We start from the raw sequence: 22,254 nt of genomic DNA on the forward strand, positions 1-22,254 counted from the left end.
AGCGTAAGTGACGACCATCACAAGCAACAAGAGGTGTACCCCCTCTTTCGAGGGCACTCGTCCGGGGGTATCGGACAGGTGATGTCAGTCCCACACTCGGTTCACCCACCCGAGTAGGAGGCACGATCATGGCCCAAATCGCGGCTAACCGAGCCGAGGTCGACGGGCGCACCATGCGCCGCGTCGCGACGGCGTCACTGACCGGCACCACCATCGAGTTCTATGACTTCCTCATCTACGGGCTCGCGGCAGCCCTGGTCTTCAATGCCGTCTTCTTCCCGTCCATGGGCGGCCCCGAGGGCACCCTGGCCTCGATCGCGACCTTCGGCGTCGCGTTCGTCTTCCGACCATTGGGGGCGATCCTCTTCGGCCACTACGGCGACCGGATCGGCCGCAAGGCCACGCTGATCACCACCTTGATGATCATGGGCACCTCGACCTTCGCGATCGGCCTGCTGCCGAGCGTGGAGTCGATCGGCAAGGGCGCCGTGGTGATCCTCGTTCTGCTGCGCGCACTGCAGGGCATCGCGCTCGGCGGCGAGTGGGCGGGCGCTGCACTCCTCACCACCGAGTACGCCGCCAGCGGCCAGCGCGGGCGCTACAGCATGTTCCCACAGCTCGGCCCCAGCCTCGGGCTGATCCTCGCCGCGGCAGCCATGCTCACCACCTTCCGGCTGATGGAGCCCGCCGCGTTCGCGGCCTGGGGCTGGCGGATCCCGTTCCTGGCCAGCGCAGTCCTCATCGCGGTCGGCCTCTGGGTCCGGCTGAAGATCGCCGAGACGCCGTCGTTCAAGAAGGTCCAGTCGGCAGGTACCCGCAGCGCCCTTCCGTTCGTCGGCTGCATCCGTGACCAGTGGCGGCAGGTGCTGCTCAGCGGCGGCATCATGGCCGTCGTCTTCGGCGCCTTCTACACCGGCGCCAGCTTCATGGTCGCGCACGCGGTCGGCACCCTCGGCCTGAGCATGAGCCAGGCCCTGCTCGGCGTCATCGTCGCGGCCTTCGCGATGAGCGTGACGGTGATCGCCTCCGCGTGGCTCTCCGACGTCCTCGGCCGCCGCGTGGTCCTGCTCATCGGCGCGGCCTTCGGCCTCGTCGCCGGCCCGCTGTCCTTCGCCATCATGGAGCCGGGCAGCTTCGCGAGCTTCGCCCTCGGCAACAGCCTGATGCTGTGCGTACTCGGCCTCAACTACGGTCCGATCGCGGCGTTCCTGCCTGAGATGTTCCAGGCGAAGTACCGCTACACGGGAGCCGGCCTGGGCTACAACATCGCGGGCATCCTCGGCGGCGCGGTCCCGCTGGTCATCGCCGAGGACCTGCTGGCCAGGTGGGGCACCGACGGCATCGCGTACTTCCTCAGCGCCCTGGCCGTGCTGAGCATCGGCTGCCTGCTGGTGGCCAAGGAGACCAGCCGCGTGGAGCTCGACGCGGAGCCCGCACTCGCCTGATCCGGCACGGCTCACCCTCCTTCGGGGGTGTGGCTGCCACCGTGGTCTCGGTCATGCTCGCGGCATGACCGAGACCTCATCCATCACCGCTTCGTCGGCCCGTGGCGACATCGACGTCCCGCTGCTCGAGGAGACGATCGGAGCCAACTTCGAGCGCGCCGTCGCCCGCCACGGAGACCGTGAGGCGCTCGTCGAGATCGCCACCGGACGACGCTGGACGTACGCCGAGCTGGATGCCGACGTGGACGCTCTCGCGGTCGGCCTCCGCAAGGCCGGCATCGGCAAGGGTGACCGCGTCGGCATCTGGGCGCCGAACTGCGCCGAGTGGACGATGGTCCAGTTCGCCACGGCCAAGATCGGCGCGATCCTGGTCAACATCAACCCCGCCTACCGGACCCACGAGCTCGCCTACGCGCTCAACCAGTCCGGTGTGCGGCTGCTGATCAGCGCGACCGAGTTCAAGACCAGCGACTACGTCTCGCTCGTCCGCGAGGTGGAGGGCGACTGCGGTGCCCTCGAGCAGACCATCTTCCTGGGTACGCCGCAGTGGGATGCGCTGCTGGCCGCCGGCCGCGGCGAGCGGCTGGCCGAGCACGTCGGCTACACGCTCGACCCGAACGACGCGATCAACATCCAGTACACCTCCGGGACCACGGGGTTCCCGAAGGGCGCGACGCTGTCGCACCGCAACATCTTGAACAACGGCTTCTTCGTCACCGAGACGATCCACTTCACCGAGCAGGACCGGCTCTGCATCCCGGTGCCCTTCTACCACTGCTTCGGCATGGTGATGGCGAACCTCGGCTGCACCACCCACGGCGCGACGATGGTCATCCCGGGCCCTGGTTTCGACCCTGCTGCGACGCTGCAGACGGTCCAGGACGAGAGGTGCACGGCGCTGTACGGTGTGCCGACGATGTTCATCGCGATGCAGAACGACCCGGACTTCGCCTCCTACGACCTCTCGACGCTGCGTACCGGGATCATGGCCGGCGCACTGTGCCCGATCGAGGTCATGAAGCGGTGCGTCAGCGAGATGCACATGAGCGAGGTCGCGATCGCTTACGGGATGACCGAGACCTCACCGGTCTCCTGCCAGACCCGCACCGACGACGACCTCGAGCGGCGCACCGAGACGATCGGCCGGGCCGCCCCGCACGTCGAGATCAAGATCGTCGACCCAGCCACCGGTGAGGTGGTCCCGCGCGGCACGGCGGGCGAGTTCTGCACTCGCGGCTACTCGGTGATGCTGGGCTACTGGGACGACGAGACGAAGACCGCCGACGCGATCGACGCCGACGGCTGGATGCACACCGGCGACCTGGCGGTCATGCGCGAGGACGGCTACTGCGTGGTGGTGGGCCGGATCAAGGACATGGTGATCCGTGGTGGTGAGAACATCTACCCTCGCGAGATCGAGGAGTTCCTCTTCACCCATCCCGACATCGCCGAGGCCCAGGTCGTGGGCGTCCCCGACGAGAGGTACGGCGAGGAGCTCTGCGCCTGGATCCGGATGCGCCCCGGCGCCGAGCCGCTGGACGCCGAGGCCGTCCGTGCCTTCGCCAGCGGCAAGCTCGCCCACTACAAGGCACCGCGCTACGTGCTGATCGTCGACGAGTTCCCGATGACCGTGACCGGCAAGGTCCGCAAGATCGACATGCGCGAGCAGAGCGTCGCGCTGCTCGGCCTCTGAGCCGCTGATGAGCTATTGGCACCGCACCGGTCCCCGCACCGTCACCCCGACCGAGCACGTCGGCGGCGCCTGGGACCTGAACACGCAGCACATCGCCACCCTGCTCGGGGTGCTCGCGCACGAGGTCGAGCGGGACCGCGACGCCCGCCGCGACGACGGGCTCCAGATCACCCGAGTCAGCTACGACATCCTCGGCACCGTCCCGCTCGAGCCGGTCGACCTCGAGGTCACCGTGCTCCGCGCCGGGCGCACGATCGAGCTCGTCGAGGCGCGGGCCTGCCATGGCGGCCGGCCCGTCGTGCTCCTGCGTGCCTGGCTGACCGCCGGCTACCCGACCGCGGAGCTCGAGGGCACCCGTCACCCACCGATGCCCGCACCGGACGAGGTGCCGGCCTGGGACATGACCGCCCTGTGGGACGGGGGCTTCATCGCCTCGGTCGAAGTGCGCCGCGACGACCTCGGCCCGGGGCGGGCGCAGTCCTGGGTACGTACGGCTCACCCCCTCGTCGCCGACGAGGAGGTGAGCCGGCTGGCACAGGTCGCCGGGCTGCTCGACATCACCAACGGCGTCGCCGTCCGCGTCGACCCGAAGGTCGTCAGCTTTCCCAACCTCGACCTGACCGCGCACCTGTTCCGGGCCCCAGCTCCTGGCTGGTTGGGGCTCGACACGACCGTCTCGTTCGGCCCGGAGGGCGCCGGTGTGACCACGTCCGTGCTCCATGACGAGCAGGGCGCCTTCGGCGTCAGTACGCAGTGCCTGACGGTCCGTCCCTGACGGCTCAGCTGGCGGCAGCGACCGTGACCGGCGCGGTCGACCTGCTGGCACGCCGGTGGGCGGTGAGCATGACCACGGCGACGATCACGGCAAGGGCGTAGAAGCCGGTCGCGACCTCGAAGACGGTCGAATAGCCATGGGCCTGGGCGACGGCGCCCGGCGCGGAGTCATGGTGCACCGCGCTGCCGTACACCACAGTGAGGAGTGCGAGTCCGACCGAGCCACCGATCTGGTGGGCGGTGTTGACCAGGCCGGAGGCGGCGCCGGCGTCCCCAGGGTCCACCTCGGCCATCCCGAAGTCGGTGAGGAGGATGATCGCGATGCCCTGACCGATGCCCAGCACCAGCAGCGGCGGCAGGATCGACGCCACCGGGGTCGTCGCGTCGATCCGGCTCAGCCAGGCCATGCCGATCCCCGCGGTGGCCAGGGAGGTCAGCAGCAGCACGGGCTTGCTGATCCTCGGTCCGGCCCGGCGTACGGCGTAGACCATGGCGAAGAACATGCCGGTCATCGGGATGTAGACGAGGCCGGTGGCGAGCGGGCTGAGGCCACGTACGTTCTGGAGATACTGCGAGAGGAAGTAGAACGTCGAGAACATCGCGCCGACGATCAGGATCCGGCCGAGGTACGCCCCGGAGCGCTGCACGCTGAAGAAGAGCCGGATCGGCACGATCGGCTGCGAGGCCCGCAGCTCGATGAGCACGAAACCGACGAGCAGGACCACCGACGCCGTCAGCGGGAGCAGGGTTCGGGCGCTGCCCCAGCCGATCTCGGCAGCCTCGACGAGGCCGTAGACGAGCGCCGACATACCGACGGTGACGCTCAGCGCGCCCAGGATGTCGACCCGGCCGGGCCGCGACTCGGTCTCGGGGAGGTAGCGCGGTGAGAGGGCGAGGATCAGGATCCCGAGCGGGACGTTGACCAGGAGACCCCAGCGCCAGGAGAGGTACTCGGTGAAGACGCCGCCGACGATGATCCCGACGCTCGCTCCGGCACCGATCACCGCGCTGTAGATCGCGATCGCCAGGGTGCGCTCCTCGGGCTCGGGGAAGCTCGTGATCAGCAGCGCCAGCGTGGACGGGATCGCAAAGGCCGACGCCAGCCCCTGCAGCGTGCGCGCGGCGATCAGAAGCTCGGCCGACGACGCCAGTCCGGCCAGAAGCGAGGCCGCGGTGAAGAGCGCCGTCCCGGCGATGAACACGCGACGCCGACCGAACAGGTCACCGGCTCGTGCGCCGAGCAGCAGGAGGCCGCCGAAGGCGAGCACGTAGGCGTTCTGGATCCACGACAAGGACGAGTCGGTGAAGCCGAGCTCCGCCTTGATGTGGGTGAGCGCCGTGGTCACGATCGAGGCGTCGAGGGTCATCATCAGCTGGCAGCCGAGGATCACCATCAGGACCACCGCCCGGTGACGGGCACCGGCGCGCGGGGGTGTCGGAGACATGTGTGCACTTCCTAAGTAACTAACGAGTTGGTTATTTCAGTGAAGCACTGAACGCCGCGAGATGCAACTAACTAGTTACTTGCTTTAGGGTGGAGGCATGGCCAGAGACTCCGAGGCGACCCGCACCCGCATCCTCGACGCCGCCGAGGCCGAGTTCGCGGCGTACGGCATCGCCGGCTCGCGCGTCGACCGGATCGCGGAGACGGCGCTGGCGAACAAGGCGCTGATCTACAAGTACTTCGGCACGAAGGACGAGCTCTTCGACGCCGTCTTCGCCCACCGGGTGCTCGCGTTCGTCGACGAGGTCGAGTTCGACGCCACCGACCTGCCCGCCTACGCCGGACGGTCCTTCGACCTCTACGAGCGCTTCCCCACGACGCTGCGGCTGACGACCTGGTACCAGCTCGAGCGCCCCACCGGGAAGCTCCCGGCGATCGTCGCCTCCAACGACGCCAAGCTGGCCAAGATCGAGGAGGCGCAGCAGGCGGGGAAGCTGACGACCGCCTACTCGCCGCTCGAGCTGCTCACCGAGGTTCGCGCGCTGGCGATGAGCTGGCACCTCCACACCCCCGAGCTCGCCCTGGTGCGCCGGCCGGGCCGCGCTCGGTGCCGGGAGATCGTCGTCGAGAGCGTCCGGCGCCTGGTGGCTCAGGACTGACGCTCTGGACTGACGCTCAGGACTGACGGGAAAAGAAGTCCTCGTAGCGGTGCTCCCCCGGCGGCCGCTGGTCGACCACCTCCTGCTCACGGGCCCGGAGCTCGACGCGCCGGATCTTCCCCGAGATCGTCTTGGGCAGGTCGAAGAACTCCAGGCGCCGCACCCGCAGGTAGGGCGGCAGGTGGTCGCGGGCGAACTCGAGGATGGCCCGGGCAGTCTCGGCGGTCGGCTCGTGGCCGGCGGTGAGGGAGACGTACGCCTTGGGGACGGCCAGCCGCACCGGGTCCGGTGCCGGTACGACCGCTGCCTCGGCCACCGCGGGGTGCTCGATCAGGACCGACTCCAGCTCGAAGGGCGAGACCTTGTAGTCGGAGGCCTTGAAGACGTCGTCGGTGCGGCCGACGTAGGTGATGTAGCCCTCCTCGTCGCGGCTGGCGACGTCGCCGGTGTGGAAGAAGCCACCGCGCATCGCGTCGGCCGTCCGCTTCTCGTCATCGCGGTAGGCCGTCATCAGCGTGGCCGGTCGTGCGGCGAGGTCGAGGCAGAGCTCGCCCTCACCGGGGCCCTCGATCACGATCCCCTCGATCGGGTCGACCAGCACGACCGGGACGCCGGGCAACGGGCGGCCCATCGAGCCCGGACGTACCGGTTGGCCCGGGCTGTTGGCGACCGTCGCGGTCATCTCGGTCTGCCCGAAGCCGTCCCGGATGGTCAGGCCCCACGCCTGGTGGACCTGGCTGATCACCTCGGGGTTGAGCGGCTCGCCGGCGCTGATCGCCTCGCGCAGCGACCCGCAGCCGCCAGAGAGGTCGGCCTGGATGAGCATCCGCCACACCGTCGGCGGAGCGCACATGCTGGTGACGTGCTCCTCCCGGATCCGCTGCAGCAGCGTGGCCGCCTCGAAGCGCGCGTAGTTGAGGACGAACACGGTCGCGCCGGCGAGCCAGGGCGCGAAGAAGTTCGACCAGGCGTGCTTGGCCCACCCGGGGCTGGAGATGTTCATGTGGACATCGCCGGGGCGCAGCCCGAGCCAGTACATCGTGGACAGGTGCCCGACCGGGTAGGTGTAGTGCGTGTGCTCGACCAGCTTCGGACGGCTCGTGGTGCCGCTGGTGAAGTAGAGGAGCAGCGCGTCAGAGGTCGCGTTGCCCGGGTGCTCGAGCGGCTCCTGGGCCTCGGCGGCGGCCGCGGCGTAGTCGTTCCAGCCGTCCCGCTCCCCCGCGCCGAGCCCGACGCCGATCCGTACGTAGTCACCGGGGACGCCGTCGAACTTGTCCGCGTCCTCGGCGTTGCAGACCACGGCCTTGGCCCGGCCCCGGTCGAGCCGATCGACCAGCTCGGCGGTGCCGACCGCGGTCGTCGTCGGCATCAGGACCGCACCGACCTTCATCGCCGCGAGCATCGTCTCCCACAGCTCGACCTGGTTGCCCAGCATGACGACCACGCTGTCCCCCGAGCCGACGCCGAGACGCCGGAGGTAGCGGGCCACCGCGTCCGAGCGGCGCGCCAGCTCGTCGAAGGAGTACGCAGCCCGCGACCCGTCCGACTCCGCGATGACCAGCGCCGGAGCGTCGTTGCCCCGAGCCATCGGGTCGAACCAGTCGTGGGCGAAGTTGAAGCTCGCCCCGACGTCGGGCCAGCGGAAGGTGTCCAGCGCCTCGGCGTAGTCCAGGCGCTGGGCGATCAGCGCGTCCCGGGCGGCGAGCAGGGCGTCGGTCGAGGTCGTACGAGTCATGCCGGTCATCATCGTCGCGAGGCCGACTCCCGCCCTACCCCCGGAAGAGGGGGCTGGGTGCAGCGAATCCTGGCTGGCTGGTTCCGGTGTCACCCGTGACGGGTGACGCGGGACCCCGTCCGTGACCGCATCCTGAGGGTTCAGTTCGTACGATGAATCGAGACTTCCATGGGGAAAGCCGCCTACGAGGCGCCTGCCTCTGGCCAGCGGAGAGCCCGGTGACGAGCAGTCGATCAGATGAGCGGAGTCCCCGGTCCAAGGCCTGGTCGCGTCCGATCCTGACCTTCGGGGGCCTGTTGGTCGCCTACTACGCCTTCCCTCTGAAGTGGACGGCAGACTCGGCCGTGGCCGTGGGCGCGAGCCTGCTGGTGACAGTGGGCGCACTCGCGCTCGTCGGGGCGGTGATGATCAAAGAGCTCGGCTCCGTCCGCAGGGGCGCACCTGGTCGCAGCACGCGGGTGCTGGCTATGTTGTTGATCCTGCTGGTGATGGCGGCGTCGCTGACCTTCTTCCTGCTCGACCAGGTACGCCCTGACGAGCTCGTCGGCCTGAAGACGCGGACCGATGCTCTCTACTTCACCTTGAGCACCATGACCACTGTTGGCTACGGAGACGTCCACGCCGAGGGTCAGGTCGCGCGGGCGTTGGTGTGCGTGATGATCGTCTTCAACATCGTGGTGGTGGCGTCGCTCGTCCGGGCCCAGACCAGTTCCCCGACTCGCCCTCGGACCGACTAGGCAGCTGGGCCGACCACCATCGCTACGCCGTCAGTCCACCGACGATCACGGTCGGCTCGACGTCGACCGGGAAGTTCACGCTGCTCGCGATGAAGCAGTCCAGGTGGGCCTGGTGGTGGGCGGAGGTCGCGGCCTCGATCATCCCGGCCTCGGCGACGGTGACGACCGGGTGCAGCACGGCCCGGGTGAACCGGCCACCGGTCCCCTGCGTCTCCATGGTGGCGGTCGCGGCGTCGTGGTAGTCGAGAACGACCACGCCCACCGTCACCGCCTGGTGCAGGTAGGAGAGCATGTGGCACTGCGCCAGCGAGGTCAGCAGCAGTTGCTCGGGGTTGTGCCGACTCGCGTCGCCGCGGAAGGTCGGATCGGCGGAGCCCAGGATGTCGGGCAGGCCCTCAATGCGTACGACGTGGTCTCGGGCGTAGTCGCGGTAGCCGCTCGTCCCGGTGCCACGGTTGCCCGTCCACTCCACCGAGACCTTGTAGTCGTGGATCAGCGCCATGCCAGCACACTAGTGCGGCTAGCTGCCCGAGCCGAGCTCAGTGGTCGGCCGGGTGCAGCTGTGGCCCGGTCACACCGCAGTGCGCACAGTTCTCGATGTGCATCCGGTGGTCGTCGGGCCCGGCTTCGGCGGCGAGCGGACGCCGTACGAACACCGCAGCGAGCGCCGCGCCGAGGATCAGCAGGCCGGCGTTGATGAGCATCGCCAGGCCGTATCCGTCGTCGAAGGTCTGTGGGTTGGTGTAGTCGTCGCCGGCGATCCCGACCGCCGCAGGAATGACGGCGACGGCCAGCAGCCCCGCGGTCCGGGCCACCGCGTTGTTGACGCCCGAGGCGATGCCGGCATGCCGGTCGTCGGCGGCGTCGAGCACGGTGGCGGTCAGGGGCGAGACCAGCAGGGTGAGGCCGACGGCGAAGAGCAGGACGGGCGCGAGCACGTCGAGGACGTACGACGCGTCGGGGCCGATCCGCCCCATCCAGAGCGCGCCGCCGGCCGCGAGCAGCGGTCCGAGGGTCATCGGCAGGCGCGGACCGATGCGCTGCGCCAACGCGCCCGCACGGGACGAGAAGAGCAGCATCACCACGGTCACCGGCAGCAGCGCCGACCCCGCTGCGAGCGGGGACCAGCCGCTGACGATCTGGAGCTGGAGGACGAGCAGCACGAAGATCACGCCGAGCGCGGCGTACACGAGCAGGGTCACGGCGTTGGCCGCGCTGAACTGAGGATTGCGGAACAGCTCGAGCGGGACCAGCGGATGGGTCGAGCGGGCCTCGACGACCACGAAGGCGACCAGGCAGGCGACTCCTATCGCGGTGGTCGCCGCCACGGAGCCGACGAGGCCCACCTCGCCCGCACTGGTGAGTCCGAAGGTGAGAGCGCCGAGCCCGGCGGCGGCGAGCACCGTGCCGGTCAGGTCGAGCCGGCCGCCGGCATCCGGGTCTCGGCTCTCTGGCACGTAGCGCAAGGCAACGATGACGATGAGCACCGCGACGGGGACGTTGATGAGGAAGACCAGCCGCCAGTCGATCTCGACCAGCCAGCCCCCGACGAGCGGTCCGACCGCGGCCGCGACACCGCTGAAACCCGACCAGGCGCCCACGGCCGCGGGCCGGTCGTCGACATGGAACGACGCCGCGATGATCGCCAGACTCCCCGGAGTCAGCAGGGCACCGCCGACCCCCTGCAGCCCCCGCGCGGCGATCAACAGCTCGATGTTGGGAGCCAGCCCGCACAGCAGCGACGCGAGGGCGAACCACACCACGCCGATCAGGAACACCCGGCGCCGGCCGAAGCGGTCACCGAGGGAACCGCCGAGGAGGATCAGCGCCGCGAGGCTCAGCGTGTAGGCGTTGACCGTCCACTGCAGACCGGAGAAACCCGCGTCGAAATCATCCCCGATCCGGCCGAGAGCGACGTTGACGACGGTCGAGTCGAGCAACGCCAGGCCGGAGCCCAGCACCGTCGTCGCCAGCACCCAGCGGCCGCGGGGCGTGCCCAGCCGGAGAGGAGCCCGGTCACTCGGAGAGTCCTGCATGATCGGGCTCCTTCCCTCGGCGGCAGAGACGCGGTGTCAGTAGTATCCCAGTCAGACACCTGCCATCGGCGCGTTCAGGGCCGGGTTCACGGCTGGTCCGCCACCCACGTACGCAGCCCGGTGCCGTGCTGGTCCAGGGTGGGCGGCGCGGCGTGGTCGGTGGGGGTCACCTCCGCCCCGTCGGCGAAGAACCGCAGCGGCGGCCCGGGGAGGGTCAGGTGGCCGAGGGTGGAGTGGTCGACGTCGATCAGCAGACCCTGGCTGGCGGTCTGCTCCCAGGCGTAGACCTCGTCCAGGGAGCGGACCTTGCCGGCCGGGACACCGGCCTCCGCCAGCTTGACGAGCAGCTCCTCGGCCGGCCAGGGCGCGAAGAGCGTCTCGACGAGCTCGACGACCTTCTCGCGGTTGGCCGCCCGCTCGGGGTTGGTGGCCATGCCCTCGAGGTCCGGTGAGATGTCGAAGGCGGTGCAGAATCTCCGCCACAGCCCCTCGCTGCCCACGGCGATCTGCACGGTCCCGTCGGCACAGCGGAACAGACCGTACGGCGAGATGCTCGGGTGATGGTTGCCCTGGGCTCGCCCGACCTCGCCTGCCACGGTCCAGCGGGTGCCCTGGAAACCGTGGACGCCGACGACGGCGGAGAGCAGCGAGGTGCGTACGACCGTGCCGCGGCCGGTGCGGTCGCGCTCGTGGAGAGCGGCGAGCAGACCGTAGGCGCCGTACATCCCGGCCAGCAGATCGGCGATCGGGGTGCCGACCCGCTGGGGGTCGTCGGGACCAGATCCGGTGAGCGACATCAGACCCGCCTCGCCCTGCGCGATCTGGTCGTAGCCGGACCGGCCGCCCTCGGGGCCGTCGTGGCCGAACCCGGTGATCGAGAGCACGACGAGGCGTGGGTTACGGGCCTGGAGCTCGTCGATGCCGAGCCCGAGCCGGTCCAGGACTCCGGTGCGGAAGTTCTCGATGAGGACGTCGGCCCGGTCGACCAGGCGCAGCAGCACGTCCTTGTCGTCGGTGTCCTTGAGGTCGAGGGTGATCGACTCCTTGTTGCGGTTGGCGGAGAGGAAGTACGTCGCCTCCCGCTGCCCCTCCTCCCCCACGAACGGCGGGCCCCAGCCCCGGGTGTCGTCGCCGTGTCCGGGCGCCTCCACCTTGATCACGCGGGCGCCGAGGTCGCCCATCATCATCGCGGCGTGCGGCCCGGCCAGAGCGCGGGAGAGGTCGAGGACGACGACGTCGTCGAGTGGTCCACGCATGCGCGTCACCAGCCCGGGAGGACCATGGTGGCCCAGACCAGGAGGGGACCGACGAGCACCACGATGACGCTGTAGCCGAGGATCTGCTTGTAGTAGCGCTCCTCGGTGATGGTGTCGGGCCGGTTGGCGAGCATCAGCGCTCCGTTGGTGGAGAACGGGCTCACGTCGACGATGGTCGAGGAGATCGCCAGCGCGGCCACGAACATGGCGGCGGAGATCCCGCCCTCGGCGATCAGCGGCACCGAGATCGGGATGATGATGGGCAGCAGCGCCGTCGAGGATGCGAACGCGGAGACGACCGCGCCGACGTAGCAGAGGATGAGCGCGCCGACGGCCGCGACGCCCAGGCTCGCCGCCCAGCCACCCACGAACTCCGGCGATCCGGCGGTGTTGAGGATCGTGGCGTACGTCGAGACGCCGGCGACCAGGAGGACCGTCGGCCAGGCGATCTGGCGGATGGCGTCCTTGTGCTGGCTCGGCGAGAGCGCGGCCAGGACGGTCGCGGCGGTGATCGAGGCGAAGCCGATGTTCTTGTCGAAGAACAGGGCGACGGCGGCGACGATCACGAAGGCGGCCAGGGTGAGGACCTGCTCGGTGCGGATGCCGGGCTTGGTCCCGGTCGGGGCAACGGTGCCGTAGCCGCGGGCCGGGACGGTCACGCCGCCCTCGTGCAGCTCGCCCGGTACGCCGGCGGCGGCGCCGGCCGCCTCATCGGGGTCGAGTCGCATGCTCATCAGCGATCGACCGCCGAGGGCGAAGAACAGGATGGTCGCCATGATCAGGTTGACCACCAGGCTGGCGACGAAGATCGTCATCTCGCTGGCGGGCAGGCCGTTGTCGGCCATGACCGAGTTGGTGATCGTGCCGTAGATGCTGATCGGTGAGAAGCCACCGCCCTGGGCGCCGTGCACGACGAACATGCCCATCATCAGCGGGTTGATCTTGTAGCGGCCCGCGAACCCGAGCGCCACCGGCCCGATGATCGCGCAGGCCGCCGGGCTGGCGGCCCCCATGGCGGTCAGCAGCGCGGTCACGCCGAACATCACCCACGGGATCAGCGCGACCCTGCCGCCCACCGCGCGTACGGCACTGCTGACGATCAGGTCGACCGTCCCGTTGTTCCTCGCGATCGCGAACAGATAGGTCACGCCTATCAGCGTCAGGATCAGGTCGGCACTGACTCCGCCCAGGATCTCCTTCTCGTCGAGGTTCAGCGCGAACATCCCGACAAGCCACGCTGCGACGTACGCGAGCGCTCCCATGTTGATCGGCAGCAAGGTGCCTGCCACGAACAAGGCGACCAGCGCGATGATCGCCACCCATTCCGGTCCCATCGGACTTCCCTTCTGTTTGGCCCCCGTCTGGCACCGGTGTGACTCGCATCACCATCGGCTCAGTGGCCTAGCCAATAGGACAATCGGTCGAACGTCAATACCCTGTAGCCATGAGTGAGTCCGCGCGCTTTCCACGTCCACTGCAGCGAACCCGCCTGTATGAGCAGGTCGCGGAGCAGATCACGGCCTGGATCTCGGAGAACGATCTGAAGTCCGGAGACCGGCTGCCGCCGGAGAGACAGCTCGCCACCAGCCTCGGCGTGAGCCGAGCGACCCTCAGCCAGGCCCTGGTCGCGCTCGAGGTCATCGGCGTCGTCGCGGTACGCCACGGCGACGGCACGGTGCTGACCGACAAGCCGCGGGTCGAGCGCATCACCGATGCGATCCGGGCTCACGCGGAGCGGATCCCCGACGTCATCGAGGCGCGCGACGCGCTCGAGACGAAGCTCGCCGCGCTAGCGGCCCAGCGGCGTACGCAGGAGGACCTGGACCGCATCGACGCGGCGCTGAGGACGATGGACGAGGACATCACGGGCGGCGGGCGCGGTGTCCACGGCGACGAGCTGTTCCACCGGGCGGTGACGCAGGCGGCCCACTCCCCTCTGCTCGAGCAGATGATGTCCGAGATCAGCGAGCTGATCCGCGAGACCCGCATCGAGTCGCTCTCCCAGCCCGACCGGCCCAAGACCTCGCTCGCCGGCCACCAGAAGATCGCCGACGCGATCGCCGCCGGAGACGCCGCAGCAGCGGCGGCGGCGATGCACGGCCACGTCATGCTGGTCAGCGACGTGGCGCTGCTCCGCGACGCATGACGCCGGTCGACCAGCTCGTCGTGCTCGCCGCGGGCCTGGGTGCGGGCATCCTCACCTCCACCGTCGGCGTCGCGTCGCTGCTCAGCTTTCCGGTCCTGATCGCGGTCGGCCTCCCGCCGGTCGTGGCCAACACGTCCAACACGGTCGGGATGACGCCGGCCGGGCTCAGCGGCTCCTTCGGCTATCGGCGAGAGCTGGCCGAGCATCCCGGCGTGACCGCCGCCGTGCTGCTCACCGCGGGTGGCGGCAGCATCGCCGGCGCGTTGCTGCTGCTGTGGTTGCCGGGATCGGTCTTCGAGGCGGTCGTGCCGTGGCTGATCCTGGGCACCTGCGTACTCGTGGGGGTGCAGCCGCGGCTGAGCCGCTTCCTGCGCCAGCACGCCACCGATGACGAGCCGCGGGTGCGGATCTCCGGGCTCACCACGGTCTTCGCAACGCTGACCGGTGCCTACGGCGGCTACTTCGGCGCCGGGTCCGGGGTGATGATGATGGCCGTGCTCGGGCTCGGCACCGACCTGGAGTTCCGTACGGTCAACGCACTCAAGACCCTCGCGGTGATGGCCTCGAACGTGGTCGCGACGGTGATCTTCCTGGCCATCGCCGAGCTCGACTGGCGGGCCGTGGCCCTGCTGGCCGCGGGATCGGTCGTGGGCGGGTACGTGGGGGCGCACATCGGCCGCCGGCTGCCGGCCACGGTCCTGCGGTCACTGATCGTCGTCGTCGGGATCGGCGCCGCGACGCTCATGCTCGTGCGCTGAGGTTCCGCGGCGTCAGAACGGCGGCCTTCCCGTCCCGGAGACACGGAACCGCCCCCAGGGGTCGATGTCGGAGAGCCGCCCCTCGGCCGCGCCATGGTCGGTGCGGACGGTGACGCTCTGGCCGTTGCGTACGCCGTCGAGGGCCGTGCCGACGCGGCCGTACCAGTGGAAGTGGCCATCGATCGGCTGGAAGACGCCGCGCAGCGCGACATCGACCTCCCAGGTGCCGTGCTCGGACTCGAGGCGTGCGGGACCGTCGTAGAGGTGCTGGGGCTCGTGCTCGCTCATCGGGGGCTCTTTCGCAGTGGGGTGACGATCTCGGGGCGGTCCAGGGCACTCAGGTCGACGCCGTACTCGGCGGTGGTGCCCTCCAGTGCATGCCAGACGAACTCGCTCAGATAGCGGGTGAACGCGGCGCGGGACATGGTGCGCCGCTCGAGCCACCACTGGCCCGCGGACTCACCGATCCCGACCAGGCTGTGGGCCCACGGCTCGGCACCGGCTGCGTCGACGCCGAGGCGGCCGAAGGTGTCGCCGAGCAGCCGCGCGAAGGTCGCCGCGATGAGCTGCTTGCCGTCCGCCAGCGGGTCGGTGCCCCCAGTGTGCTGGCGCACCACGAGCAGGTAGACGTTGGGGTGCTCTGCGATGGTCTCGACGTACGCAGCGACCCCGGCCTCGACCCGCTGGCGGGTCGAAGCGGGAGCGAGCACGGCGTCGACGACCGCGTCGAGGATCTGCTGGGCTGCCCACATCCCCACCGCTGCGTGCAGCTCGGCCTTGTCGGCGAAGTAGCGGTAGAGCACCGGCTTGCTGACCCCGGCCTCCGCGGCGATGTCGGCGATCGAGACCTCTGCCCCGGCCGAGTCGACGGCGCGTACCGCTGCCGCCACCAGCTCCGCCCGTCTGGTCTCGCGGTGCGCATCCCAGCGTGAGGAGCGGCCGTCGTCCTTGACCTTCCGTGTCATGTCCTGCACTCTAGCAACTACCCGTAACTCTGGGTAACACCTAGTTCGCCCGCTCAGTCAGGGAGAAGAATGACCATCGCCGACCCCACCTCCGACCGGCTCCTGCGCTCCACCGCACGTCAGTCCTACGACCCGGAGGTCGACCTCGACTGGGACGCCGCGCCCGTCGAGGGACTGTGGTGGATGCAGCCCGAGCGCGTCTCCCTGTACGGCACCCCGACCTGGGACCGGCTCAGCCAGGAGCAACAGATCGAGCTCTCGCGGCACGAGGTGGCCAGCATCATGAGCGTCGGACTGTGGTTCGAGGTGCTGCTGATGCAGCTGCTGCTTCGCGAGGTCTACGGCGCTGACCCACGCACGGCGCGCACCCAGTACGCGCTGACCGAGATCGGGGACGAGACCCGCCACTCGGTGATGTTCGGCCGGGCGATCGCGGCGATGGGCGCACCGGCGTACGGCCCCAGGCCCGCCGTCCTGCGCATCGGGAAGCTCGCTCCGCTGCTGCACGGACCCAGCGTCTTCTCCGCGACCCTCGTCGGGGAGGAGCCGCTCGACCGGTGGCAGCGTGAGCTGATGAAGGACGAGCGCTGCCAGCCGCTGACCCGGATGGCCTCCCGCATCCACGTCACCGAGGAGGCCCGCCACGTCACCTTCGCCCGCGAGGAGCTCGCCGCGGCGATGTCGCAGAAGATGGGGCGTACGCAGCTTCGGATGCACCAGAACGTCACCGCCCGCTCGGCCTACGTGATGGCGCGCTCGCTGGTCCACCCGGACTGCTACGCGGCCGTCGGCCTCGACCCGATGGCGGCCCGCCGCGAGGCGCTCGGCAACGAGCACTACCGCGCGACGCTGGCCTGGATGGGCGAGAAGATGATGCCCTACCTCACCGAGCACGGGATGGTCTCAGCGAAGGACCGCAAGCTCTGGCGCGCGTCCTTCCTGGTGCCACGCGACTGAGGCGGCGCGTCAGATCACGGCGAGGCGGTCGACCAGCAGCTCGATCCGGTGCTCGGCGTCCTCCGGCAGCAGTCGCCTCGACCGGGTCAGGGTCGCGATCCCGTGCAGGGAGGCCCAGAACACCTCGGTGAAGAGCTCCGGCTCGACGCCGTCGCCGGCGACGTCACCTAGTGTCTCCATCAGCGCCGCGAAGGCGTCCTTCAACTGCTCGGGGGTGTCCTCCTGGGCGTACGCCAGGCCTCCGTCGAGCTGGAACAGCGCGTCGTAGACCGCCGGGTTGCGCTCGGCGAAGTCGAGATACGCGCGGGCGAGAGCAGCGACTCGCTCGCGCGGAGCGCTCACGGCCGCAGTCGCCGACCGCATCGCCACGGCCATCTCCGAGGCACCGTCGAGGGCGACGGCACCGATGATCTCGCGCTTGCCGCGGAAGTGGCTGTAGAGGACCGGCTGGCTGTACTCGATGCGTTCGGCGAGCCGGCGCGTCGTGACCGCGTCCCAGCCCTGCTGCTCGGCGAGCTCGCGGGCCGTCGCCACGATGAGCCGCTCGCGGTCCGCCCGCTCGCGCTGCTTGCGTTCCTGTACCGACATGGCTCGATCCTAGCAGTGCTAGGCATTCGAGCGGCAGCACTGGCAGCGCCGACTCGTCGGTCAGCGGAAGGCGGACTCCCCCGTGAGCGCCTGGCCGATGATGAGCTGGTGGACCTCGCTGGTGCCCTCGTACGTCAGGACCGACTCGAGGTTGTTGGCGTGGCGCAGGATCGGGTACTCGAGGGTGACTCCGGCGGCGGCGAGGATGGTGCGGCACTCCCTGGCGATGGCGATGGCCTCGCGGACGTTGTTGAGCTTGCCGAGGGAGATCTGCTCGGAGCGGAGGGTGCCCTCGTCCTTCAGCCGGCCCAGGTGAAGTGCGAGGAGCATCGCCTTGCCGAGCTCGAGAGTCATGTCGGCGAGCTTGGTCTGGGTGATCTGGAAGCCGGCCAGGGGCTTGTCGTAGATCTCGCGGGAGGCGGCATACGCGATGGCGGACTCGAGGCAGTCGCGGGCCGCGCCGACGGCGCCGAAGACGATGCCGAAGCGGGCCTCGTTCAGGCACGACAGCGGACCCTTCAAGCCCCTGACCTCGGGGAACGCGGCAGACTCCGGGAGGCGTACGCCGTCGAGGACGATCTCACCGGTGACCGAGGCGCGCAGGGACAGCTTCTGCTTGATCACCGGCGCCGAGAAGCCCGGCGTGTCGGTGGGGACCACGAAGCCGCGGATCCCCTTGCCGTCGGGTGCTTCGTCGGTCTGGGCCCAGACGACCGCGACGTCGGCGACCGGGGCGTTGGTGATCCACATCTTGGTGCCGGACAGGATCCAGTCGCCCGAGGCATCTCGGCGCGCCCGGGTCCGCATGCCGGCCGGGTTGGAGCCGAAGTCGGGCTCGGTGAGGCCGAAGCACCCGATCGCCTCGCCGGCGGCCATCCGCGGCAGCCACTCCTGCTTCTGCTCCTCGCTCCCCCAGTTCCAGATGGCGAACATCGCCAGCGAACCCTGCACGGAGACCAACGACCGGATCCCGGAGTCGGCCGCCTCGAGCTCCATGCAGGCCAGGCCGTACGCCGTGGCGCTGGTGCCCGCGCAGCCGTAGCCCTCCAGATGCATCCCGAGCACGCCCAGCTTGCCGAGCTCGGGAGCGAGCTCGCGGACCGGGACCTCGCCGGCCTCGAACCAGCCCGCGAGGTGCGGCTTGATCTCCTTCTCCGCGAAGGACCTCACCGTGTCGCGGATCGCGCGGTCCTCATCGCCGATGAGTGCCTCGGTGCCGAAGAGCTCGAGCGGGGTCTGGGGCATGGGGTCTCCTTGGGGTCGAGAGAGGGCGCTGCCGATTGTGTCACCCGTCACTGGAAGTCGTTTGAACCGTTCGCCACCGCGCTCCGTAGTAGGGGGTGAAGGCCGGCATCGGGTCAGCCTCCAGGCGAGAGGAAACGGCGTGCGGACACGTACGAAAGCAGCAGTCGGGATCGGTGCGGCAGTGGTCGTGGTCGGAGGCGCCGCGGTGATCTTCGGACCCGGTTGGTACGCGGACCGGGCCGAGGACGCGGCCGCGGACGAGCCCAGCCTCAGCGCGTCGGCAGCGCCCGCGGACGGCGCGGACAGCAGCGGGACCTGGACCGTCTCGGACGGCTCCTACGCCGGCTACCGCCTCGACGAGGTGCTGCGGGGCGAGGACGTCACCGTCACCGGCCGCACCGAGGACGTGACCGGCGAGGTCACCATCGCCGACGCCGAGGTCACCGAGGCGAGCATCGAGGTCAAGGTCGCCACGATCGCCACGGACTCCGACAACCGTGACGGCTACTTCCGCGAGAACGCGATCGAGGCCGATCAGTTCCCCACCGCCACCTTCGAGCTGACCGAGCCCGCCGCCCTCGAGGAGGGCGCGACCGAGGTCGAGCTGATCGGTGACCTCACCGTGCACGGGGAGACGAAGTCGGTGACCGTGGACGCCGAGGTCGGCGGCGACGGCGCCAGCGCCCTGCAGGTCGTCGGGAGCGTGCCGATCACGTTCGCCGACTTCGGCGTCGAGGCGCCGAACCTGGGCTTCGTGAGCGTCGAGGACACCGGCAGCGTCGAGTTCTCGCTCGACCTGGCCAAGAGCTGATCCGGGACTCTGGGATCCTGGGTGCGTGCGGGAGGTGACATGGGTGCGGAGGACGAGCTGCTCGTAGCGGTGCACGACGCCCACTCGGAGGCGCTCTACCGCTACGTCGTACGCCGCACCGGTGACGCCGAGGAGGCCCGCGACGTGGTTCAGGAGACGCTGCTGCGCGCCTGGCGCCACCCGGAGGTGCTGCAGCGGCCCGACGAGGGCGTACGCGCCTGGCTGTTCACCACCGCCCGCAACCTCGTCATCGACGACCTGCGAAGCGCGCGCCGAAAGCGGGAGTACGCCGCCGAGTCGCCGCCCGAGGCGACGCGTGCGGACGAGACCCAGGCGGTGCTCGACTCCTGGGTCGTCGCCGATGCGCTGCTGGCCCTCTCCCCCGAGCACCGTGCGGTGGTGGTGGGCGCCTACTACGGCAGCCGGTCGGTCACCGAGCTCGCCCATGAGCTCGACATCCCGCCCGGCACGGTCAAGTCCCGGCTGCACTACGGTCTGCGAGCCCTGCGTCTCGCCCTGCAAGAGAAGGGGGTCACCTCATGAACGACGACCTGGACGCCTCCGCGCACGAGACGTACGCCGACTGGGATGCGTCCTACGTGCTCGGGGCTCTGAGCCCGAGCGACCGTCGTGCCTATGAGCGGCACCTGGCCGGCTGCAGCGTGTGCCACGATGCCGTCGCCGAGCTCGCCGGCATGCCGGGTCTGCTCGGCGCGCTCTCGCGGGAGGAGGCCGAGGAGCTGCTCGAGGAGCCGGCCGTCGAGGTCGCGACGCCGCCGCTGGCGGAGCTGGCCGGGGCCGTACGCCGGTCCCGGCTGCGTCGCCGGGCCTTCGCGGTCGCGGCCGCGGCCGTCCTGCTCGCGGGCGGGACCGCGATCGGTGGCCTGGCCATCGGTCGCGACGGCAGCCGGTCGCCGGTCGCCGACCCCTCGGCCCCGGTCACCCCGACCAGCTCGACGGCCGCGAACGTACGCACCGTCGACCTGCGCCCCGTGGGCAGCGTCGACATGTGGGCCCAGCTCGTCGTCACGCCGACCTCCTGGGGCACCAAGCTCAACTGGAGCTGTCACTACCCACCCAAGCCTGGCAAGAGCTCGCCGGGGCCGTCCGACTATCCGGTCGAGCCGGTGACGTACGACCTGGTGCTGGTCGGCCGCGACGGCGCGCGCACCGTCGCCGGGTCGTGGACCTGGTCGGGTGGGGAGACGCTCGGGTTGGACGCCTCCTCCGCGGTGCCGATCGCCGACGTCGAGCGGGTCGAGATCACCCTCGTCGGCGAGGACACCGCGGTCGCGGCAGCCTCGCTGACCTAGGGACCTAGAGTCCGAGCTCGGAGACGGTCTTCTCCCGCATCTCGACCTTGCGGACCTTTCCGGTCACGGTCATCGGGAACTCCTCGACGACCAGGACGTAGCGCGGGATCTTGTAGTGGGCGAGCTTGCCGCTGGCGTACGCCTTCAGGGTCTCCGCCGTCATCCGCTCGGCGCCGGGGCGCAGGCGGACCCAGGCGCAGAGCTCCTCGCCGTAGGTTTCGTCGGGCACGCCGATGACCTGGACGTCCTCGATGTCGGGGTGGGTGTAGAGGAACTCCTCGATCTCGCGGGGGTAGATGTTCTCGCCGCCACGGATGACCATGTCCTTGATCCGGCCGACGATGTTGCAGTAGCCGTCGGCGTTCATCACGGCGAGGTCGCCGGTGTGCATCCAGCCGTCCTCGTCGATCGCCGTCCGGGTCTTCTCCTCGTCGGCCCAGTAGCCGAGCATCACCGAGTAGCCGCGGGTCTGGAACTCGCCCACCTCGCCCCGGGGCAGCACGGCGCCGGAGGTGGGGTCGACGACGCGTACTTCGACGTGCGGGTGCACCCGGCCGACGGTGGCGGTGCGGTGCTCGAGATCGTCGTCCATCCGGGTCTGGGTCGAGACCGGCGAGGTCTCGGTCATCCCGTAGGCGATCGAGACCTCGCTCATGTGCATCTCGTTGACGCACCGCTTCATCACCTCGACCGGGCACGGGCTGCCCGCCATGATCCCGGTGCGCAGCGTGCCGAGGTCGAAGGTGCCGAAGCCCGGATGGTTCTGCATCGCGATGAACATGGTGGGTACGCCGTAGACGGCCGTGCACCGCTCGTCCTGGACCGCCTTCAGAGTGGCCGCCGGGTCGAAGGCGGGGCCCGGGATCACCATCGTGGCTCCGTGGGTGATGCAGCCCAGGTTGCCCATCACCATCCCGAAGCAGTGGTAGAAGGGCACCGGGATCGCCAGCCGGTCGTTCTCGGTGAAGCCGATCGTCTCGGTGGTGAAGTAGCCGTTGTTGAGGATGTTGCGGTGGCTCAGCGTCGCGCCCTTCGGGTAGCCGGTGGTGCCAGAGGTGTACTGGATGTTGATCGGGTCCTCGGGGCTCAGCTCGTAGGTGACGTGGTCGGCCAGCCGCTCGCCGGCGCCGGCGTCGAGAAGCGCGGTCCACTCCGGGTCGCCGATGAAGACGGTCTGCTCGAGGTCTGGGCAGTCGCCGCGGACGTCGGCCACCATCGAGCGATAGTCGGAGGTCTTGAACGCGGGGGCGGAGACGAGCAGCCTGATGCCCGACTGGGTCAGGGCGTACGCCAGCTCGTGGGTGCGGTAGGCCGGGTTGATGTTGACCAGGATCGCGCCGATCTTCGCGGTCGCCACCTGGGTCAGCGTCCACTCCGCGCAGTTGGGTGCCCAGATGCCGACCCGGTCGCCCTTCCCGATCCCGGCCTTGCGCAGGCCGACGGCCAGCGCGTCGACGTCGCGGCTCATCTCGGCGTACGTCCAGCGTCTGCTCTGCTGATCGCCTCGGGCTCCGCTTCGGCCGCAATCGACCAGGGCTTCCCGGTCACCGAATCTGGCGACGGTGCGGTCGAAGCTCGCGCCGATCGTCTCCTCCAGCAGCGGCGTGGTCGTCTCTCCGGCAGCGTAGGAATCCGTCATGGGCCCAGTGTGACCTGAGTCACGGGTGGGTTCCAAGGGTCTGCTGGGGGGTG

The 22,254-nt window shown here is 69.9% G+C and carries 22 protein-coding genes; 11 read left to right on the forward strand and 11 right to left on the reverse strand.

Going from position 1 to position 22,254, the window contains the following annotated elements; translation table 11 throughout:
* Positions 1–128: 128 nt before the first annotated feature.
* The 3 genes from ACIO3S_RS11115 to ACIO3S_RS11125 all read left to right on the forward strand — a co-directional run bounded on the left by ACIO3S_RS11115 (position 129) and on the right by ACIO3S_RS11125 (position 3,913).
* On the forward strand, positions 129–1,445 hold the full coding sequence (locus ACIO3S_RS11115; RefSeq protein WP_160023456.1) for an MFS transporter: 1,317 nt from the start codon (positions 129–131) through the stop codon (positions 1,443–1,445).
* A gap of 64 nt (positions 1,446–1,509) precedes the next feature.
* Entirely contained in the window at positions 1,510–3,138 is a 1,629-nt protein-coding gene (locus ACIO3S_RS11120; RefSeq protein WP_400462971.1) for an AMP-binding protein, read from the forward strand.
* Between the two features lie 7 nt (positions 3,139–3,145).
* Positions 3,146–3,913: a thioesterase family protein gene (locus ACIO3S_RS11125; RefSeq protein WP_400462974.1), complete on the forward strand. Its 768-nt coding sequence runs from the start codon at positions 3,146–3,148 to the stop codon at positions 3,911–3,913.
* Between the two features lie 4 nt (positions 3,914–3,917).
* Here the strand turns inward: ACIO3S_RS11125 and ACIO3S_RS11130 are convergent, their stop codons facing one another.
* Complete coding sequence (locus ACIO3S_RS11130) at positions 3,918–5,357, reverse strand: MFS transporter (RefSeq protein ID WP_400462977.1); 1,440 nt, start codon at positions 5,355–5,357, stop codon at positions 3,918–3,920.
* Positions 5,358–5,454: 97 nt separating this feature from the next.
* Here ACIO3S_RS11130 and ACIO3S_RS11135 point away from each other — a divergent pair, with 97 nt between their 5' ends.
* A complete protein-coding gene (locus ACIO3S_RS11135; protein ID WP_400462980.1) occupies positions 5,455–6,015 on the forward strand; it encodes a TetR/AcrR family transcriptional regulator in 561 nt (186 codons plus the stop codon).
* Between the two features lie 16 nt (positions 6,016–6,031).
* On the opposite strand, the gene ACIO3S_RS11140 is transcribed toward ACIO3S_RS11135, so the two are convergent.
* Positions 6,032–7,750 (reverse strand): AMP-binding protein, encoded by a 1,719-nt coding sequence (locus ACIO3S_RS11140; RefSeq protein WP_400462983.1) that lies wholly within the window; start codon positions 7,748–7,750, stop codon positions 6,032–6,034.
* A gap of 218 nt (positions 7,751–7,968) precedes the next feature.
* Here ACIO3S_RS11140 and ACIO3S_RS11145 point away from each other — a divergent pair, with 218 nt between their 5' ends.
* Entirely contained in the window at positions 7,969–8,487 is a 519-nt protein-coding gene (locus tag ACIO3S_RS11145) for a potassium channel family protein (protein WP_400462986.1), read from the forward strand.
* A 22-nt stretch (positions 8,488–8,509) separates the two neighbouring features.
* Here the strand turns inward: ACIO3S_RS11145 and ACIO3S_RS11150 are convergent, their stop codons facing one another.
* The 4 genes from ACIO3S_RS11150 to ACIO3S_RS11165 all read right to left on the reverse strand — a co-directional run bounded on the left by ACIO3S_RS11150 (position 8,510) and on the right by ACIO3S_RS11165 (position 13,113).
* Positions 8,510–8,989, reverse strand: coding sequence for an OsmC family protein (locus ACIO3S_RS11150; protein ID WP_400462989.1), 480 nt, complete (start codon positions 8,987–8,989; stop codon positions 8,510–8,512).
* A 37-nt stretch (positions 8,990–9,026) separates the two neighbouring features.
* Positions 9,027–10,523: an MFS transporter gene (locus ACIO3S_RS11155; RefSeq protein ID WP_400462992.1), complete on the reverse strand. Its 1,497-nt coding sequence runs from the start codon at positions 10,521–10,523 to the stop codon at positions 9,027–9,029.
* Positions 10,524–10,609: 86 nt separating this feature from the next.
* Entirely contained in the window at positions 10,610–11,779 is a 1,170-nt protein-coding gene (locus tag ACIO3S_RS11160; RefSeq protein ID WP_400462995.1) for a CaiB/BaiF CoA transferase family protein, read from the reverse strand.
* A 5-nt stretch (positions 11,780–11,784) separates the two neighbouring features.
* A complete protein-coding gene (locus ACIO3S_RS11165; protein ID WP_400462998.1) occupies positions 11,785–13,113 on the reverse strand; it encodes an SLC13 family permease in 1,329 nt (442 codons plus the stop codon).
* A 110-nt stretch (positions 13,114–13,223) separates the two neighbouring features.
* Between ACIO3S_RS11165 and ACIO3S_RS11170 the strand changes: the two genes are divergently transcribed.
* Complete coding sequence (locus ACIO3S_RS11170; protein WP_400463001.1) at positions 13,224–13,925, forward strand: FadR/GntR family transcriptional regulator; 702 nt, start codon at positions 13,224–13,226, stop codon at positions 13,923–13,925.
* Positions 13,922–14,683: a sulfite exporter TauE/SafE family protein gene (locus ACIO3S_RS11175; protein ID WP_400463004.1), complete on the forward strand. Its 762-nt coding sequence runs from the start codon at positions 13,922–13,924 to the stop codon at positions 14,681–14,683. Before ACIO3S_RS11170 ends, ACIO3S_RS11175 begins: the two co-directional genes overlap by 4 nt.
* Positions 14,684–14,695: 12 nt before the next feature.
* On the opposite strand, the gene ACIO3S_RS11180 is transcribed toward ACIO3S_RS11175, so the two are convergent.
* Both ACIO3S_RS11180 and ACIO3S_RS11185 read right to left on the reverse strand, forming a co-directional pair.
* The gene (locus tag ACIO3S_RS11180; RefSeq protein ID WP_400463006.1) at positions 14,696–14,971 is read right to left on the reverse strand and encodes a DUF4873 domain-containing protein; all 276 of its coding nucleotides are present in this window, start codon (positions 14,969–14,971) and stop codon (positions 14,696–14,698) included.
* Positions 14,968–15,648: a TetR/AcrR family transcriptional regulator gene (locus tag ACIO3S_RS11185; RefSeq protein ID WP_400463009.1), complete on the reverse strand. Its 681-nt coding sequence runs from the start codon at positions 15,646–15,648 to the stop codon at positions 14,968–14,970. Before ACIO3S_RS11185 ends, ACIO3S_RS11180 begins: the two co-directional genes overlap by 4 nt.
* Before the next feature lie 69 nt (positions 15,649–15,717).
* Here ACIO3S_RS11185 and ACIO3S_RS11190 point away from each other — a divergent pair, with 69 nt between their 5' ends.
* Complete coding sequence (locus tag ACIO3S_RS11190; protein WP_400463012.1) at positions 15,718–16,605, forward strand: diiron oxygenase; 888 nt, start codon at positions 15,718–15,720, stop codon at positions 16,603–16,605.
* A 9-nt stretch (positions 16,606–16,614) separates the two neighbouring features.
* Here ACIO3S_RS11190 and ACIO3S_RS11195 read toward each other — a convergent pair whose 3' ends face one another.
* Both ACIO3S_RS11195 and ACIO3S_RS11200 read right to left on the reverse strand, forming a co-directional pair.
* A complete protein-coding gene (locus ACIO3S_RS11195; RefSeq protein ID WP_400463015.1) occupies positions 16,615–17,193 on the reverse strand; it encodes a TetR/AcrR family transcriptional regulator in 579 nt (192 codons plus the stop codon).
* A 60-nt stretch (positions 17,194–17,253) separates the two neighbouring features.
* Positions 17,254–18,438 (reverse strand): acyl-CoA dehydrogenase family protein, encoded by a 1,185-nt coding sequence (locus tag ACIO3S_RS11200; protein WP_400463017.1) that lies wholly within the window; start codon positions 18,436–18,438, stop codon positions 17,254–17,256.
* 139 nt (positions 18,439–18,577) lie between these two features.
* Here ACIO3S_RS11200 and ACIO3S_RS11205 point away from each other — a divergent pair, with 139 nt between their 5' ends.
* Genes ACIO3S_RS11205 through ACIO3S_RS11215 form a run of 3 tightly spaced genes read left to right on the forward strand, consistent with a single transcriptional unit; the run spans position 18,578 to position 20,562 of the window.
* Positions 18,578–19,249: a YceI family protein gene (locus tag ACIO3S_RS11205; protein WP_400463021.1), complete on the forward strand. Its 672-nt coding sequence runs from the start codon at positions 18,578–18,580 to the stop codon at positions 19,247–19,249.
* Positions 19,250–19,288: 39 nt separating this feature from the next.
* A complete protein-coding gene (locus ACIO3S_RS11210; protein WP_160023390.1) occupies positions 19,289–19,792 on the forward strand; it encodes a sigma-70 family RNA polymerase sigma factor in 504 nt (167 codons plus the stop codon).
* Positions 19,789–20,562 (forward strand): anti-sigma factor family protein, encoded by a 774-nt coding sequence (locus ACIO3S_RS11215; RefSeq protein ID WP_400463030.1) that lies wholly within the window; start codon positions 19,789–19,791, stop codon positions 20,560–20,562. Before ACIO3S_RS11210 ends, ACIO3S_RS11215 begins: the two co-directional genes overlap by 4 nt.
* Before the next feature lie 4 nt (positions 20,563–20,566).
* Here ACIO3S_RS11215 and ACIO3S_RS11220 read toward each other — a convergent pair whose 3' ends face one another.
* On the reverse strand, positions 20,567–22,201 hold the full coding sequence (locus ACIO3S_RS11220; RefSeq protein ID WP_400463033.1) for an AMP-binding protein: 1,635 nt from the start codon (positions 22,199–22,201) through the stop codon (positions 20,567–20,569).
* Positions 22,202–22,254 lie beyond the last annotated feature (53 nt).

Origin of the sequence: Nocardioides sp. NPDC087217 (assembly GCF_044744805.1) — a bacterium.
Lineage (GTDB): Bacteria > Actinomycetota > Actinomycetes > Propionibacteriales > Nocardioidaceae > Nocardioides.